Genomic DNA, 17298 nt, shown 5'->3' on the forward strand with positions numbered 1-17298 from the left:
CCCCGCCCCGGCAGGCAGCCCCTGCTGAAGGCACAGCCATGACACATGAAGCACAACCTCGTTTTCTTACTCACAGCCTTGTTCTTGCTACCTGCCCTTGGCCGGGCACAACAAGTGGTGCGCGGACAAGTACAGGACCGGGATACCAAGGAAGGCATCCCCTTTTGCAATGTATATTTCAGTGGCACTACGACGGGGGTTTCCACCGACGTAGACGGCTACTTTGAGCTGCAGACGGCTCAGCTCAGGGATTCCCTCACTGCTAGTGCCATCGGCTACGAGCCGCTGAGCAAGGTGCTGAACCCTCAGCTTGATACCCAAACGGTCAATTTCTTCTTGGGCGGCTCTGCCCTCGAACTGGAAGAAGTGGTCGTGATAGCCGGAGAGAACCCCGCCAATGCTATTGTGCGCGGTATCATTGAGCACAAAGAGGACAACCGCATGACCGGCCGGGAGTCATTTGCTTACGAGAGCTATGCCAAGATTGAACTCGACCTGGAGAACATAGACCCCAAGCTACAGAACAGCAAGCTCCTTAAACCTTTTGCCTTTGTATTTGAGAACATCGACAGCACCTCTGACGAAAAGCCTTTCCTGCCTGTTTACATCAACGAAGTGCTGGCTGATGTCTACCATGTCAAAGGGGCTGGAAAGCCCAAGCGCATCATCCACGCCCAACGGGCTACCGGCACCAACAATCAGACCTTTATAGAGTATGTCAAGCGCATTTACCAAGAGTACAGCGTATACGACGATTGGATATACGTGCTGGACAAGCCCTTTGCCAGCCCCTTTTCCAAATCTGGGCTGGGCTATTATGAGTATTACATCATCGACAGCACCATGATGAATGGGCACTGGAGCTATAAGCTCAAGTTCAAGCCTAAGCGGAAGCAGGAGCCTACTTTTTACGGCGACTTTTGGGTAGCAGATACCTCCTTTGCAGTACAGCGGGTGGATATGCGCATGGTGCCCGATGTGAACATCAACCTCGTTAGCCGCATTATTATCCACGAGGAGTTTGAGCCGGTCGGCGGCTATTGGGCACCGGCTAAGAAAAAGCTGGTGGTCGATTTTACGCCAAGTGAAAAAGCCCCGGGCATGATCGCCCGCCGCACAGAGACCTTCCGGGGCATCCGCCTCAATCAGGCGGGCACTAAGCAGGCTTATATCGAGAACGACGAGTTTTACCTGGCTGAAGAAGTCACCGTAGAGAGCGACTCCTTCTGGCAGGCGGCCCGGCACGAGTCGCTTTCCCAAACGGAGCAGCAGGTGTATACTATGGTAGACAGCATACAGAACCTGCCAATATTCAAGACCTATGTGGAGGTCTTCGAGACCATTTTTGTGGGGTACTTTCAGCTGGGCAAAATTGAAATAGGCCCTTATGCATCAGCCTACAGTTTCAACCCCGTAGAAGGGAACCGCTTCCGTATCGGTGCCCGTACGACCAAGGCGTTCAGCGAAGACCTCCGCCTTGGCGGTTTCCTGGCCTATGGGCTCAAGGATGAGGCTTTTAAATACGGGGCCAACGGAGAATGGATCATTCAGCGGCAGCCTAGGATTGTGGCTGGGGCAGCTTACACCAACGACATCAGCCTGAACAGCGAGAACAGCGAGGAGTTTGTGCAGGGCGACCTGTTTACCGGGGTGTTCCGAAGAGATTTACTGCAGAAGCTCATCCGGGTACAGGAAGCCAAAGGGTATTACGAACGCTACTGGAAGAACGGCTTTTCCAACCGCATCACCTTCCTGCACCGGGAGATGGACCCCTACGGCAGCATCTTTTCCGATGGACGGGGCTTCAACTATGCCTATTTGTCTGACCCCAGCTCCTTGTCCGACCTCGATACGACCATCCGCACCACTGAGCTGATTTTTAAGGCCCGCTATGCTAAGGACGAAATGCTGCTTGCTGGCAATTACAACCAAACGAGCTTTGGGTCCCGCTACCCGATCGTAGAGCTGCAGTACACCCTTGGGGTAGATGGCCTGCTTGGCGGGCAGTATACCTACCATAAGGTCAACCTCAGCTACCGCCACTATTTCTATATGAACCCTGTCGGGTGGCTATCTTACCGCCTCAATGCCGGCAAGGTCTTTGGCACTGTCCCCTTCCTGCTTACAGAGGTGCACCCCGGCAACGAGGGCTACCTGGTGGGCCGTGATATTTTCAATATGATGACCCGCTATGAATTTGCCAGCGATACTTATGCCAGCCTGCTGCTCGAGCACCACTTCGATGGTTTTTTCCTGAACCGCATACCGCTGTTGCGGAAACTCAACTTCCGCTCTTATGCGACCTTCAAGGCGGTGATGGGCTCTATTTCGCAAGCCAACCGGGACGCCAACCGCCTCAACCTTTTTGAGCCGACTACGGAAAATACTTACCCGGGCTTCCGGGCGCCCGACAAACGCCCTTATATGGAGGCGAGCGTAGGCATAGAAAACATCCTGAAGGTGTTCCAGATTGAAGCGGTATGGCGCCTCAGCTACCTCGACAACCCGCAGGCGCGGCGCTTTGGGCTGCGCGGGGGCGTAGCTTTTTACTTCTAAAATCTAAGGGCGCCTATGGAGAAGCTTAAATTTGAACGCCGCAAGTACGGAAAGGAACTGCTGATAGATGCTTGCAACGAAGAGGAGCTAGATATTGTGGCGGATACGCTTGTGCCCAATTTTTACACCATTATTTTCGTAAGAGCTGGCTCTGGCGCTATGAACCTCGACACCGAGCACATCAGCCTGCAGGGCCATACCGTGGTCTTTGTCAGGCCTGGGCAGGTCTGCCAATTGGGCGAGGCTCAGTTTGGGGAGTGCCACTTGTTGTTTTTTGAAGGCGACTTTCTCGACGAGTTCTTCAGCGATAAAGATTTTATCTTCAAATTTGGTTTTTTCCACAACCCCGAGCAGCCTTCGTTCATCCGGTTGAGCCCTGCCGATTTTGCAAAAAAACTGGAAGTAAGCGCCTACTTTGCCAGCAGCCCCGCTTCTTAGCGGCTTCGCCAGAGCCCTGCCGGCTATGCTGGCACAACAGGCGGGCAAAAGTCCTTGATTTTCAAAAGGGAGTAGGTCAGAGCACTTCAAACTCAGTGCGCCGGTTCTTTGCCCGCCCTTCGGGCGTGCTGTTGTCGGCTATGGGGCGGGTTTCCCCAAACCCCTTATACTGTAGGCGGACAGGGCTGATGCCGTGTGTGGCCAAGTAATCTCGAACGGCTTTTGCCCGGTTTTCGGAAAGCGCCAGGTTGTCCTCCGGCCGGCCCACGTTGTCGGTGTGGCCGTTGATTTGGATACGCATTTGCGGGTGTTCCACAAGGAGCTGCTGCAGCTTTTTGAGCTCAGGCATAGAGGCCTGCTGCAAGGCTGCAGAGCCGGTCTCGAAAAAGATATTGCGCAGTACCACAGGCCCGTTGGTGGTATCGGGCGCTGTATCAGGGGGAGGGATAGGCTGCAGCTCAATGAGCAGGCGGTAAGGTTCTGTAAGGGTTTGGGGCTCGGCAAGGGCGAAGTGAGCGGAGTGGAAAAAATAGCCCTGCTTGTCTACACTGAGGGCATAGTCGTCTTCCATAGGCAAGACGATCAAGAACTGCCCCTTTTCATTAGTAAGGCTTCGCCCGTACACTTTTTGGGTGCTCAGGCGGGTAATTTCCACCTCAGCCTCCAAGGGGCGTTTGGTACGGGCATCCCTTACCGTAGCTTCCACATAGGTAGCCGGATTGGGGCGCGCAGCCTCATATAGCTCGAAAGTATAGAGGTCGGCATTCCCCATTTCTTGGTTGCGCCCGGTGGGGTCAGCCTGATCAGAATCGAAGTAAGCCGTTTTCCCGTCTAGGGAAACCGTGAGGGCCCCCTCATTGCCGGGCGTATTGATGGGGTAGCCCAGGTTGAGCGGCTTAGACCATTCGCCCCCTTGCTCCAACTGCGAGCGGAAGAGGTCGTAGCTGCCCATGCCAGGGTGCCCCTTCGACATGAAGTAGAGGGTGCGGCCGTCGGGGTGGAAAAAGGGCGCCTGCTCATTGAGCGGGGTGTTGATCGGGGTGCCCAGGTTTTGGGGCTCCCGCCACGATCCGTCTGGCAGCATGCGGGTAGCCCAGATGTCGAGCTGCCCCTGCCCGCCGGGCCGGTCGCTCACGAAAAGCAAGATGGTGCCATCGGCGGAGAGGCTGGGCTGCGACTCAAAGGCGCTCGTATTGACCGGCGGGGGCAACAGTGCGGGAGCCTCCCAGCGGCCGTTGCGCTTGCGGGCGTAGTAGAGGTCGAAGTTGCCGTCCCGGCCGTCCCGGGCAAATGCCATAGCCTGCCCGTCGGCGGAAAGGCTGGGGCTGCTTTCGTTAAATGGGCTGTTGAGCGCTGCTACCGGCTGCCCAGGCTGCCACTGCCCGTCGATATACTCGCTGATGAAGATGTCCTCATTGCGGGGTGTAGTGCGCGAGGTGTAGACGAGGTAGCGCCCATCGGCAGATAGTGCGGGAAGGTACTCTGGGTTTTCGGTATTGATGGCAGCAGGCAGGGCTTTGGGCTCAAAAGGGACCGGCTCCTCTACGGCTTTTTCTGCAAAGGTAGCCTGTTGGAGCAGCGCCCGGGCTTTGGCTGCCCAGCGGGCGGTGGAATGGCCTCCATCGAAGTAGGTTTGCAAGTGGGCTTTGGCTTCGGCATACTTTTGCTGCGCGACCTCTGCTTCTCCCACCAAGACATAGGCAAGGCCCGCGTAGCCGGGGCTCAGTTGCAAAGCTTTTTCAAAAGCAGACTCTGCCCCGGCATATTCGCTCTGCTGCAACAGCAGATCGGCGTACATCAGCTGCGCATCAATGCAGCGGGGCTCTTTTTCGAGCAGCTTTTCGAGCTCGCCCCGGGCATGGCCCTGTTGCCCATTGAACACGGCCTGCTGTGCAGATTCAAAGCGCTTCCGGAGCTTGCCGGTGAGGTCTTTTTCCGTAAGGAAATCTTGGGCTTGCACCCCTTGCAGGGTGGCGGAGAGCAGGAAAATCATCAGAAAAATGCGCATGTTGCCTGATTGTGGTTGAGGGCCTTTGTCCAGTATTGTCGTATGGATAACGCAAAAGGGCAGCCCAAAGCTTACTGCCTTTCCTTTTTCTGCGTGAAAAAGCCATCAGGGGCGGGCTGCCCCATGAAAAGCCGAGGAAAGCATGCCCGCTTTTCTGTTCAGCAAGCGCTCCCTCGCCCGCCGTTTGCACTACGGCCTGATCGCGATAGAAACCGCTACAGGTTGCAGCTGCACATTGGGGCCACCCCAGCCCCGAGAAAACGGCAATCACCTGAACACCCAAAGTGCTTTGCCGCCCCAAATGCGCTCTTTCTTGCCCGTAGCAAGGTTTTGAACATAAAGGATACGGATACGCCATGTTTTGACGGGCCGGCCATTGCGCTGATTGAGCAGGCAATATTCCCACCAACCGCTGTCCTGCCTCCACCATTCTACCGTGGTGTATTTCTGGCTTTGCCCCCACTTTGTGATTTGGTCGCCGGAGCTCTTGGTAGATTGGTAAATATCCCTCGGGGCGTAATTGAGGTTGATGACAGCGCCAAGCGTCACCCTTGCACAAACCAAGACGCCAGCCCCTCTGCCCCCGGCATAATGTTCCGCTACTTTTTTGTCAATTGCAAAATAGATACCGCTGCCCGCAAAGTTGCCACTGCCCACCAGCCACTGCCCGGGCTTTGTGATCGCTATTGAGCTCTCCCGCGCTGTGCCGTGGTACATCGTCAAAGCGGGGGCCACCGTATCAACGATAACAAATATAAGCCCCTCGAGCAATTGGGCCCCACCTGCAAATAGGTGCCTGACCAGCCTGAGAGGTAGCCCAAACAGCCAGAAAAAGCCATATTTAAGCCCTTTCATATGCCGCATCCCCCTGAGCTTGGGGTTGAATATTTCACTGAGATGATCCCGGAGGCTCCACAGCCCGTGCACCCAAACATTGAAATAAACCGCATTGAGGAAGCGTATCGGTGTCAGCAATATGTACAGGGCCGACCTGATCAGCCAAGGCAGCGCCCAAAACCATTTGTAGAGCTTGTACAGCGTCTCGTTCCGCTTCTTCGTCAGCGGCCGCCATGGTTTCCACAGCCCATACTGCAGCTGATTGAGCAACGCAAACATAGCAGCGGCCTCATATGGTTACGGTAATCGTCCCGGGCGCGCGCATTTTCCCCTGCTCTTTGCCATTGACGTAGATGGTGGCCGGCCCGGTGGAGGCGTGCTGCACTTCTGCTATGCCCTGGGCATTGGTGTATACCGCCTTGCTGAAACCGGAGTTGAGCAGCCCGCCCCAGTGCAGGGTGACTTTGGCGTTTTTTTCCCATTTGCCGTAGCGGCCATTGTAGACTTTGATGATGGAGGTGTGCATGAGTCAATTATTTTGGCTAGTGAAATTGATCCTTTTATTGGGGGCTCCCCCTGCCCAACGGCAGGGGGCGCTATGCTACGGGGCTCGCTATCCGCTCGGCCCTATCGGGCTTGCCACCCCTTCGCAGCGCTAGCCCAGCCATCATAAAGCCTGGGGGGCAAAACACAACAGCCTAGCTTGCACGCTTGAAAAGGGCAGTCATTGGCGAAGCTTTGTTTTGCAGTGAGCAGAAAACCTGGCCCAGCGTTTGGCCTCATCAATTCATATCGCATTCTAAAATCAGAAGAATCTGCTTTGGCAGCAACTCATCCTCATAACCCGGGCATTCTTCTTCATCAAACAGCAGATTGGCGCGGACAATAGGCTTGCTGCGCCAGCCTCACCTGATCAGAGCCAGTACCGATAAATGGCAACAAAACCCAAGCCAGCCCCTCGGTAAGTGCGGGTTTCGCCCAAGTTGTAATCCCCAGTTAGGCCCACTCTGAGGGTGCCGTCGCCCAGCCAGGAAGCTGTAAAAATCCATCCGGCATTGACTGAAAAAGTGTAGTCTGTAGCGAAGCGGGCACCGGCCCAGCATGTTTCCTCTATTTCCATTTGCACGCCCCCTTGCAGCAACAGAGGGCTGCCGCCCACATAGCTGCCCCATATACTCGGCTCAATGAAGATATCCCCTTCTACAAAACGGGCACCGAAAACGCCATTGATATGGGCAGCAGGCGTGAATAATGCGGCCAGATCATCGGTATCGTCTGGCCTGGCAAAGCCTACCGTATGGCTGAGCTGCTGTATGCCGACCCCCGCGAATACGCCTGCCCCACGAAAATCATAAATGTCAATATTGGATACATAAAACAGGCCGGCGCTAAAATCCGGCTTCAACACAGAGCTACGGCTGGTTTCCGCGAGCGGGTCGCCGGGGTCGGCTGCAATAGTGGACAACCCATCGAACTGTAGCTGCCGCCCCTCTACGCTCAGCCCAATGCTGAGCTGCCCGTATGGCCCCAACGGGAGCTTGTAGGCATAGGCCGCGCCTAGCTGAATATTCCGGATAGGGCCAGCCTCATCTAGCATGCTCCAACCTCCAACGCTTGCCCGCTGCCCTTTGAAAGGGTATTGTATATGTGCCATCATCGTAGTGGGGGCATTCTGAAAAGCCATCCACTGCCGCCGGAAAAAACCTCCAAACTCCATATACTGGCTCGCCCCCGTCATGGCTGGGTTCCAGATGAAGTCAGCTGTTGAAACACCATCCCTGAAGGGCAGCTGCTGCGCTTGGAGTAGGAAGGCGCCCCAAAGGCTGATCAAGGCGGAAAGGGCTATTTTCTTTACCATCACTCTCGGATTATGGTGAGCGCGCTTTTGACTTCTCGGCTGCCAATGCGCAAAATGTAATAATATACGCCGTCTGGAAGTGGCTCTCCGTTGTAGGTGCCCCCCCAATCGTTCTCGTAGTTGAAGGCGTCAAAGACTTTCATACCGTGCCGGTTGAAGACCTGAAGGCTGTAGGTGTCAAACTTGGTGAGGTTGGCAAATTGCAGCACATCGTTGAGCCCATCGCCATTTGGGGTAATGATATTGACCGGGACAAGGCCGAGCTCGTCTAAGAACAGGATCTCTACCAGCACGGAGTCCCAATACATACAGCCCAGGCTATCTGTGAGGCGGACATGGAAAAGGGAGGTGGAATCCGGTGATACCTCGTAGCGCAAGCCTTGGCTCAGCAACTTTTGCCGGTTTGTCCCCCACCAGGATGCGCTGTCTGCGCCAAAAGCTTGCAGCACGGCGGTCCGGCGATAAGCGATGCAGGTGTCTTCACTTGCGTAAGCGCTCTGTTGCAGCACTGCTACCTCAATAAAAGCGGTATCCGTAAAGCAGTCATTGTAGGCAATCAGCCCATAGGAAGCCGTCGTTTCAGGCCGTAAACGCACAGTAGGCTCATTGGGCGAGGAGATGACAAAGCTGGTATCGAGCCACAACACGTTTTCGGCACCGCCGCCAAACAGCGCTAGGGTGTCGCCGGGGCAGAGCTGTTCTGAAGAAGCTGATACGGAGGCCGTTATTTCTGGAGCCCATGATAGCTGTATCGTATCTGATGCGCTACAGCCGGAGGGGTTCGTAACTGTTACCCCGTACTCGCCCGGCGCAGCCGCTTCAATGCTGCTAGAGGTAGCCCCGGTAGACCAGCTGTAGGTATCATCCGGGGAAGCGCCTGCCGACAGCGTGGCCACATCGCCCGGACAAACGGCTAGGTCTGCACCAAGATTGGCCTGCGGCTGCAACAGCAGTGCCACAGCCAGGCTATCTGCTGCTGTACAGCCATCGGCATTGGTGACCGTGACAGCGTAGGTGTTTCCGCCGGTAGCTGAGACCATCGCACTTTCACTGCCATTGCTCCATGCATAAGTACAGCCTGAGCAGCTAGTGCCTATGGTTGACATCATGCCAGGGCACAGCCCGAATGAGCCGCCCAAGTCCACTTCGGGCACCTCAAAAATACTGACCTCTGCGGCAGCCTCCCCCTGACAGCCGTCGGCATTGAAAACTTGCACTGCGTAGGTGCCGCTCTGCTGCGGCAGCCAAGAGGTTTCCCCTCCTTCCCCAAGAGGAGCCCCCTCAAAAAACCACTGCGTGCTGCTGTACCCCTCATTCAGCTCAAGAGCGGACAACATATCGGCACAAAAACTCCGATCTGGCCCAATATCAGGCTCAGGCAGGCTCGTGGTATCTGCCAGCGCTGTAGAAAAATCAACGAAACAGCCATTTGCATCGGATACCACCACGGAGTAGACCCCGGGAGCAAGCCCATCTGCTTGCGGCAGATTGAGGGATGCGTCATGAGCCCAAGAGTAGAGATAGGGCCCTGCCCCTCCGCTTACGCTTAAGCTGATCACCCCATCATCGGCACCGCAGGCAGGCAGCTGTACGGTATTTTCCGCTACTGCTAAATCATATTCTTCTGGCAGATTGACCTCAAACTGAAATTGATAGGAGCAGCCCTGATTGTTAAACGCGGTCAGTAAGACTACTTCGGTTACGCCTGCACTTGGGAACTGAACCACAGGCTCCGGGCCGGCAAACGTGCCAACGGAAGTGGACCACTCCAAGATGGTTATCTCCGACAAATCGCCAAAAGCATATAAGTAGGCGACAGGCTCGCAAAAATCAACCTCATAATCGGCCCCAATTTCAGGGATGGGCAGAGCGGTGATCTGAAGCGTTGTGGTGTCAGACTGGTAACCATCCGAAACGACTAAGGTAGCCGTGTATGTTCCGGGGAGGGCATAGGTGTAATCCGGGTTGGGGTCATTGCTGACACTACCGTCCCCAAATTCCCACTCATAGCTCAGCCCGCCGACTGCCGATACGGTTGCATCTTCGAACAGCACATTGAAGGGCACACACCCTGTGCTCCCTTCCTGACTGCCGTTGGCCGTGGCCCCAGCGGTCAAGAGCGGACAATCAGCAAATGGTATTTGAATCAATTGTTCCACTGTACAGCCCTCGGCCGTAGTGATGCTCGCGGTGATGGGCCCCGCCGTCAAGCCGGATACCTGCTGCCCACTGCTGCCATTGGGCCAGGTCACAGAAAAACCGGCCGTGCTGCCGTCTACCGCTGCAATCCGGGCTTGCCCCGTTCCTGCTTCGCAAGTATCGCGCACGACTCCGTAAATAACCAGCGGGTTAAAATCAGCAGAAAGGCTTTCCACCAGGCTCCGTCCGCCCTGTGTGAAAAAACCGCCATCCGGGTAAGGTGGAGCCGTGTTGTAGGCCGCCTCCACTGCTGTGTACAAGCAGCCGTCAGGCGACTGTATATAGAACTTCAGGGCTTCGCCTTCTTCGTACCCTTCGTATTCTGCATCCTCCCCCCGCAATGTAAGAATGGTATTGCTGCCCCACCACTGCACTTCCCCGGCACACGCCCATTCCCCGGCATCGTTCTCAAATACGGCTATGATGTGGCTGCCGGGCTCGATAGGGTCCCCATTGACCGTTATTGGAGTGTTCTGGAAAAAATATACGGAGGCGACACTAGTGGAAACAGCTGCCCCTCCTCCGCAAAATGCAGAAGATTGCGCTTGTAGGATAAGAGGGAAGGACAGCCCAAAGACTGCCCAAGCCCATTTATATAGGATAGATCTCATTGTGGGTAACCGTTAATGTTGGACGACAATTTTCCTGGCCTCCGTGAAGCCCTCTCCCGCCATTTGTACGAAGTACACGCCATCCGGAAGCTGGGCTAAACTGATCAGCCGCTGATTGAGCCCTTCGTCCAAAAACCACTCTTGCTGGCTGAGCACCTGCCCGTCTACGCCAATAAGGCGCACTGCCACGCGCTGCGCTGCGGGCAGTTGGCACTCCACAAAAAGGTGTTTTCCGGCAGGATTAGGATAAAGGTGCCAGTTGAAAGAGGCTCCTGCTTTCGTGCCGCTTGTGTTGCTCAGCCCTTCCAGCCAGTATTGGTAATTGGGGGCATAGATGGGCTCGCTGCCGCTAAACTGAAGCGCAACGTGCTGAGTTCCGCCGGTTGCTGCGCTCCAGGTTTGGGCGTACATCCATTCGCCCGCTGCAAAGCCTTCCTGCGAAGTGGTAGCAGGGTCGTCTCCAAGCAGGACGATGATCAGTTGGGCTCCAAGGTACTTCCCGGCGCCGCAAAGCAAGCCAGCCTCATTGAACAAGCCCAGCTCATCTCCCGGCTGCATGAGAGCGGATACAGCCTGCTGAGGCACACGGATGAATGCCCGCTCCATGGTATTGCGCAACGGAGTTTGGAAATAGGTGCAGCCATTGGAGACGAAGCGGTTGGGCTCGTCCTGGTTACGGTAAGAAAAGCCGCCATCTTCGGCCACTTTGAGCCGGTATCCCACTCCAGGTTCCATATTGAAGTTGATGCCAAACTGGAACTGCAGGTTGTAGGTTTCGCTGGGGAACGCTTGGTTCGGATAGATGTGCTCAATCGTAGAGAGGACATCGGATGGTGCTCCTGCGAAAGCATCGGCTACAGGCATCGGCTCTTGGAAAGGGTAAGCGATGATGTTGTTGTGGAACGCTCCGCCCTGGTTGAGCACGTACACATCCCGGATGGCCTGAGGGTCCGCTTCTTCACCGCAGAACTCTAACGCAACTTCCTCGGTCACATCTATACGGTAACCGTGCGTGACGTCCCAAGTGCTGATTTTATTCGGGGCATTTGGCGTCGGGAAATTGGGGTCGTACACATTCCCCCATTCGTCCAAAAGCAGAAGGGACATCCCCTGAAACTGACCGGTTGGCAAAACGTTCTCAATAGTGGGGTCGCCTGGGCGGCGGTTGCTGGAAATATAGCTATACCCCACGGGCACCTGCAGCTGGAAACAATTGTCGGCCTCTTGGCACTTGATTTCCAGATCGAACGCACTAGGCGCATCGTAGCTGTCTACCACAATATAGTATTGCCCGGCCGGCATAGGCGTAATGAGGATCGACTCCGCAATCAGCCCTGACTTATTGCCAGCCCACCCTTCGTAGCAGGCGCTAACCGCACATTGATCGCGCAGGACGTAAAAATTGAGGTTCTCGCTGAAGCCGCTCAAATTGATTTGGACATCCTGTGCCACAGGGTTATTAAATACATAAATCAGCTCCGGCCCAACGTTGAAAGACGGGCAGTCGCCCCACTTTTCTACCCTGGAGACGCCATTTTCGGTATGGCCGCTGACGGTGCTCCCGCAGGCAATCTCTGTTGCATTATCGCAGAACCCTGGGGGCGGAGGGCACCAAGGGCAAGGCGGGCCATCGGGTATGCAATCCACCTGCAGCTGAAAGCCGATGCCTTCATCCCCACCGTATTCATCTACCACAATGTAATAGTCCCGGTTGGGGATGATCTCGCTGTCGTCTAAAAGTATGCGCTCCACTTCTTCGCCCGATTCTGTACTGTAATAAATACAGCGGTCAGGATCCAAGGCATCGAGCAGGAACAGCTCTAAGTCGCCGCCTTGGGGCGTAAGCGTGATCCGCACATTCTCAGGCTGATCGAAGCGGATGCGATAGACTTTTTCCCGGCCCGGTGTGTAGGAGTCCGAGCAGTTGTAGAAATTGACATCGCTACAGCCATCCGCTGTGGTCGAGTTGATGGTTTCATTGCAGCTGATCTCTTCTGGCGGGCAACTGAAGCCCCCCTGCTGGAAATCGCCGCAATCGAGCGAGAGGGTATAGCCGCTTTCAAAACCAATGTACCCTTCTACCACGATAATATATTCACCGGGAGCTAAATCTTCCTGTAAAATGGTTTCAGCACTAGCACCAGTGCGTTCGCTCACCGCTATGCAGTGATCCCGGTCGCACTCGTCGAGCAGCAGCAGCTCCAAGTCATCGCTCAGCCCGCCCAAGGTGATGAGCACATCAGATGTTTGATCCAGGGTAAAGGCATAGATGACCTCCGGGCCGTCTACCACATTGGTGAAACAGTTGTAGCTGAGGGCATTGTCCGTCCCATCGGTATTGTTCCCGGAATGCGACTGCCCGCACGAAATGGGGATGGGCGTATCGCAGCTCGGGTCCTCTATGTCGGGAAAATCCCGGATCGAGCGGATGGCACTCTGCCGGCCATCTCCGATAAAGCGGCTTGTGGCATCGGGGAAGATAGGCGGGATGATGCCCCCTTCTGCCCAAAAAGCAACTGACAGGGCGCTCGAACTGTACTCCACTCCGTCCTTGAATACCTTGAACTGAAAAGGCTCGTCGGGTTCAAAGCCGTCATCTGCGCCTGGGCTAGATTCTGCGCAGCCCCTCAGCAGGAAACCGTTCTCCTGTGCCGGATCTGCAAACTGTGCCTGATCCATACAGACCAGCGTGCCATCGTCCTGCTCGTAGAACAGGCCCAGCCAGTCGCCTTCCTGCAGCGGCTGCCCGCCGATCTCGCTCTGCAGCTCTTCGTAAATGACGTTGATGAAGTGGGTGTTGCCGGAGGCGCAGGCTTGGGGGTTCCAGGGGGAGGAGTTACAAGACTCATCGTCGTTTAGGCCACAGCCATCAAAATCTTCTTCATAAACCAACACACTTTGACCCTGATATAGCCTGATCCAATCCAAAGATGATGAGCCCTTTGCGGTAAAGCTCAAACCAATGACATTTCCAACCTCCCCTTCATAAGCAACCTGATAGCGCAGCTCATCATCTATAAATGCACTAATGGTTTGGCCTCCCAGTTCAATTTTGAGAATTCGCCAATCACTGAAATCCGCTGTCAGGTTTTCCAAATCCGTACTACTACCTGCCAAATAGGTGTTGCCCGCTCCTATGCCTGAGTAATAAGAGCAATTGGGCCGCATCCAACGAGCCGTAGCCCTACCCTCCGTTCCATGTATTGTAATTTGTGGATCATAACAGGATATCCCCCCTTCATTTTGTGGCACCCTTATCCTTGCCTCCAAGGTAGCTGCATCCCCTTGTACTGGGAAGTCACGGATATTCTCATAATTAGTCCAATAATAAAACTGATCTGAAAGAGAAGGCGGTAAGTACATTCTCCCGTCCCCAGAAACTAGGTCACACAAATCCTCGTTAGCTTCCCTGTAGTTATTGTTGCTCCTGACAAACCCAAACCAGCCACACGAACGGACCTGTATGGCAATCTGGGCAACAGTTTGCCCATCAATTCGAATATAAGGGCGATAGACTCCAGGGTGATCAAACACCACTTCGACAGCCCCCTCAGTGTTCTGAAGGGGTGTAGACTGCCCGTTGCCGAAGTGTAGCACATTATTATTTCCCAAAGGATTGACCCCATAACTCAGTAGGACCGCTTCCCCAGGTTCAACGCTATAAGTAGAAGCCTCTAAAAAGTAGGCACCATCATTACAGGGTATATCGTTCAACGTAATGGACGCTGTTTGCTGACCTGTAGCAAGTCCCAGGCTCCAACCAAAAAGCCAGCCGTTATCTTGAGAAAGGTTATCTGTTACTCGTATGGTCCAATCTCCGTTCAATGGGCATCCTACCAAGCTAGCATAGCTTTCAACGGGCTCATACTCTCCACTTGGGATATAAGTATCTGTATACGAGTAGCTTTGCCCTGTTTGCTCACTAACGACAGTCGTGTACGTATAGGTAGGCGCATCCGCAACAAACTGTGGAATGGTCCCTAGAGAGGCTGAATTCACGAAAGTGTAAGCATAAGGAATACCTTGGGTCAGGTCACTAGAAACCGCATCAACAGCCCCTGATGCAAAAGGCTCTCCCAAGTTTGCAGATCCAGTACCTGATGGATAATCCAATAGATGTACGGAAGCCCCATCGGGGCATACCAATTCAATATCGAGGTCGCCAGAATAAGAATGCTCCAAGTCCAGCCTCGTATAGACGATGTCCGAGGCATGCTGAACCATCGCCCCTTGTGGAAACTGTGAAAAAGCAATAGTACTTTCATAAGATGCCCCTGTGCCATCTGGCAAGGCTATAGCATCCCCTCCCTTCTGAGATATATCAACAAATGTTGAGCGAGCACAGCCTGTCGCATCCGTTACCGTAAGCGTATAACTTCCAGGTGATAAACCTGTTAAATTGGGCGTATCGGCTCCTGTGCTCCACTGATAGGTATATGGGGGAGTGCCTCCAAAGATTGCGGTGGTAATCACGCCATCATTTTGATCCGGACAACTTGGCTGTACAATAGTTGCAGATACTTGAAAACAGTCGTTCCCTGTACCGGTACAATCGGGAAAGGGCTCGAATGGCCCCAATAGCTCAATAGCATTTTGCACCACGCTATTGTAGTAGACATCACAGTTTACACTTGGGTCATTAATGTTGCTGCTAGCGCATTCATGAAGCAATTGCCCGGAGCAATCGAAGAAAGAATACCAAAAACCTCCTCCTGCCGCAAGGTTTATCAGGATAATGATTTCTTCCTGTTCATTGTAGCTAACCCCTTCTTCCCCAAGAGGGGATTGTTGGAGCCAGTCGAGGCATAAAATCTCTTGGGCATCAACAGGGCAAGTAGTCCCTTCTCCACAAGCCTCTAATACCCCTTCTTGAATTCCGATTGGTATTTCAATGCACCCTATTCCATCTCTATAGGTATGACTGTTTGGCAGCAAATCAAACGATGTGCTTTGGCCATCGCCTCCAACTACCGTAAAGCAAACTTCAAAAAGTGTCGGTCTACAGTTGCTGGCACAATCATCAAGCGTGATGCCTGTGCCGGAGCCAGCCTGATTACAGGGTACAGATTCCCATACTATATTGAGTATACCGCTACCTATATTGGAAAGGTCAAAGTCATTAATATCCAACCCTGTTACCTCCGCATTGATGTTTTCTACAGTTGCAAAGCTTAAAACGTTTGGGTTCCACTCCAGCCCTATTGACGAGCCTGTAATATTGCTAAAGTTCTCCACAGTAATTGGTATACAGACACTTTCTCCTGTGCATACAGAAGTCTGTGGCATCTCAGGGTAAAGCGTGTATGAAACATTGTCGTTGCAGCCTGGTAAGGCTTGCCCACAGCTCCAAACCTGTTGCCAGCCCGTATAGCCCAGGCCTTCCAACCCACACTCACTCGCGTAGCTCTCAAGAAGGTTTCCATCCAGGTCGAATACCTCGTGGCTCTGGCAAACGGTGAGCAAACATGCCTGTTCCCCTACAAAATCCACCACGCACTCGCCGGTGGGGGAGGTGTAGAGGTTGATGCTGCCGCATACATCATCATTGCAGGTGTAGTTGGCGTTGAGGTAGTTTTGGACCCAGGGTTGGCATAAGATTTCCTGAGTATCTACAGTACAGGTACTCCCTTCCGGACAATCCACATACAGCACATAATTACCACTAGCCCCCTGATAGCCATCCACCACCAGGTAGTAAGTGCCTTCGTCAATAGTAGTATTGATCACCTGATTTCCAGAGGCAACGCATTCCAAATCTTCTAAGCCAAAACCAGAGACCCGCAAGAGGAATATATCTAAATCCTGACCGTCTGTCCCAACATAGGCATAAAAATCACCACCACTAGTCTCCAGTTTATAAACGTCTTCTGGGCCGGTCATCAGCCAGTCCGGCTGACAGCCATAAGAGCTAAAAAGGTTAAGGGTGCTGTTAGAAGTATTCCCAAAGAAAGGGTCGGAAACAGAGGCACCGCAGGGGATAGGCGCTGCGTAGCTGTCCATCATAGCTGGGCAGGTGCCGGACAGTGTGCTTACCACACCTGCTTCTGTAGCATAGCAATCGTTGGGGTAGGTCTGCCCGTCACAACCGCATACCGGATCAGCATCCGTTGTGCATAAGTTGTCGGTGATAATAAAGGGGTCATAACAACCGTCTTCCGATGGCGTAAGGAATTCAACGTATATCCAATGTTCCAATGGAATTGTACCACCCTGTACAATTAAATAATAAGTCGTACCAGCTGACATAGGGTAATGACGCAAACCATAAAAGGGGAGGCAGTCAACCAAACCGCTGTTGCTTGCAGAGCAGTTGGTCTTAATGACCATTACTTCGTTTACACTTTGAGAGCGCCTGAGTACAGGTAGATACATAGAAACTTTAAGCACACCCTCCTCAGGGGCTGTGAAGCGGTATACATAATCTTGGACTGGGGAAGGGTCGCCACTACAGTGCTGAGTGGCAAATAGGTTTCCTGTGTTATAATTGTAGCTATCGTAATATGCACTACCACTTGCATCTAGCACGATCTCATGAGGGTTGGAACAGGTGCCCGTTTGAGCGTAGACAATGGTGTTCGGCGCTAACATTCCAAACACCAACCACCAATACAACTGAAGCTTTTTCATCAGAAAGGGTTTAGGGGCGCAAACCAGGTTGCCCTTTTGGGCCTGCCCTGCTCAACACGGTGGGGGCTCCCCCTGCCCAACGGCAGGGGGCGCTATGCTACGGGGCTCGCTATCCGCTCGGCCCTATCGGGCTTAGAGCTTTTTGGGATTTTGCTTTTGGAGCG

Annotated in this window: 8 protein-coding genes; 2 read left to right on the forward strand and 6 right to left on the reverse strand. The window is 53.8% G+C overall.

The annotated features are described in order from the left end of the window. Positions 1-45: 45 nt before the first annotated feature. The gene (locus tag FRY97_RS03590; RefSeq protein ID WP_147166060.1) at positions 46-2556 is read left to right on the forward strand and encodes a DUF5686 and carboxypeptidase-like regulatory domain-containing protein; all 2511 of its coding nucleotides are present in this window, start codon (positions 46-48) and stop codon (positions 2554-2556) included. A 15-nt stretch (positions 2557-2571) separates the two neighbouring features. Further along, the gene (locus tag FRY97_RS03595; protein ID WP_147166061.1) at positions 2572-2994 is read left to right on the forward strand and encodes a hypothetical protein; all 423 of its coding nucleotides are present in this window, start codon (positions 2572-2574) and stop codon (positions 2992-2994) included. Positions 2995-3070: 76 nt separating this feature from the next. On the opposite strand, the gene FRY97_RS03600 is transcribed toward FRY97_RS03595, so the two are convergent. The 6 genes from FRY97_RS03600 to FRY97_RS03625 form a co-directional block, all read right to left on the reverse strand. Continuing rightward, a complete protein-coding gene (locus tag FRY97_RS03600) occupies positions 3071-5002 on the reverse strand; it encodes an OmpA family protein (protein ID WP_147166062.1) in 1932 nt (643 codons plus the stop codon). A 267-nt stretch (positions 5003-5269) separates the two neighbouring features. Then, positions 5270-6118: a hypothetical protein gene (locus tag FRY97_RS03605; RefSeq protein ID WP_147166063.1), complete on the reverse strand. Its 849-nt coding sequence runs from the start codon at positions 6116-6118 to the stop codon at positions 5270-5272. Positions 6119-6128: 10 nt separating this feature from the next. Then, entirely contained in the window at positions 6129-6365 is a 237-nt protein-coding gene (locus tag FRY97_RS03610; RefSeq protein ID WP_147166064.1) for a hypothetical protein, read from the reverse strand. 387 nt (positions 6366-6752) lie between these two features. Next, a complete protein-coding gene (locus FRY97_RS03615; RefSeq protein ID WP_147166065.1) occupies positions 6753-7697 on the reverse strand; it encodes a PorP/SprF family type IX secretion system membrane protein in 945 nt (314 codons plus the stop codon). After that, on the reverse strand, positions 7697-10507 hold the full coding sequence (locus FRY97_RS03620; RefSeq protein WP_147166066.1) for a T9SS type B sorting domain-containing protein: 2811 nt from the start codon (positions 10505-10507) through the stop codon (positions 7697-7699). The genes FRY97_RS03615 and FRY97_RS03620 overlap by 1 nt, the downstream gene beginning before the upstream one ends. A gap of 12 nt (positions 10508-10519) precedes the next feature. Beyond that, positions 10520-17134: a T9SS type A sorting domain-containing protein gene (locus tag FRY97_RS03625; protein WP_147166067.1), complete on the reverse strand. Its 6615-nt coding sequence runs from the start codon at positions 17132-17134 to the stop codon at positions 10520-10522. Positions 17135-17298 lie beyond the last annotated feature (164 nt).

Origin of the sequence: Phaeodactylibacter luteus, assembly GCF_007993045.1 — a bacterium.
GTDB lineage: Bacteria > Bacteroidota > Bacteroidia > Chitinophagales > Saprospiraceae > Phaeodactylibacter > Phaeodactylibacter luteus.

Coding starts and splice junctions, on each gene's coding strand:
- FRY97_RS03590 (WP_147166060.1), top strand. CDS start 46: ATGAAGCACAACCTCGTTTTCTTACTCACAGCCTTGTTCTTGCTACCT.
- FRY97_RS03595 (WP_147166061.1), top strand. CDS start 2,572: ATGGAGAAGCTTAAATTTGAACGCCGCAAGTACGGAAAGGAACTGCTG.
- FRY97_RS03600 (WP_147166062.1), bottom strand. CDS start 5,002: ATGCGCATTTTTCTGATGATTTTCCTGCTCTCCGCCACCCTGCAAGGG.
- FRY97_RS03605 (WP_147166063.1), bottom strand. CDS start 6,118: ATGTTTGCGTTGCTCAATCAGCTGCAGTATGGGCTGTGGAAACCATGG.
- FRY97_RS03610 (WP_147166064.1), bottom strand. CDS start 6,365: ATGCACACCTCCATCATCAAAGTCTACAATGGCCGCTACGGCAAATGG.
- FRY97_RS03615 (WP_147166065.1), bottom strand. CDS start 7,697: ATGGTAAAGAAAATAGCCCTTTCCGCCTTGATCAGCCTTTGGGGCGCC.
- FRY97_RS03620 (WP_147166066.1), bottom strand. CDS start 10,507: ATGAGATCTATCCTATATAAATGGGCTTGGGCAGTCTTTGGGCTGTCC.
- FRY97_RS03625 (WP_147166067.1), bottom strand. CDS start 17,134: ATGAAAAAGCTTCAGTTGTATTGGTGGTTGGTGTTTGGAATGTTAGCG.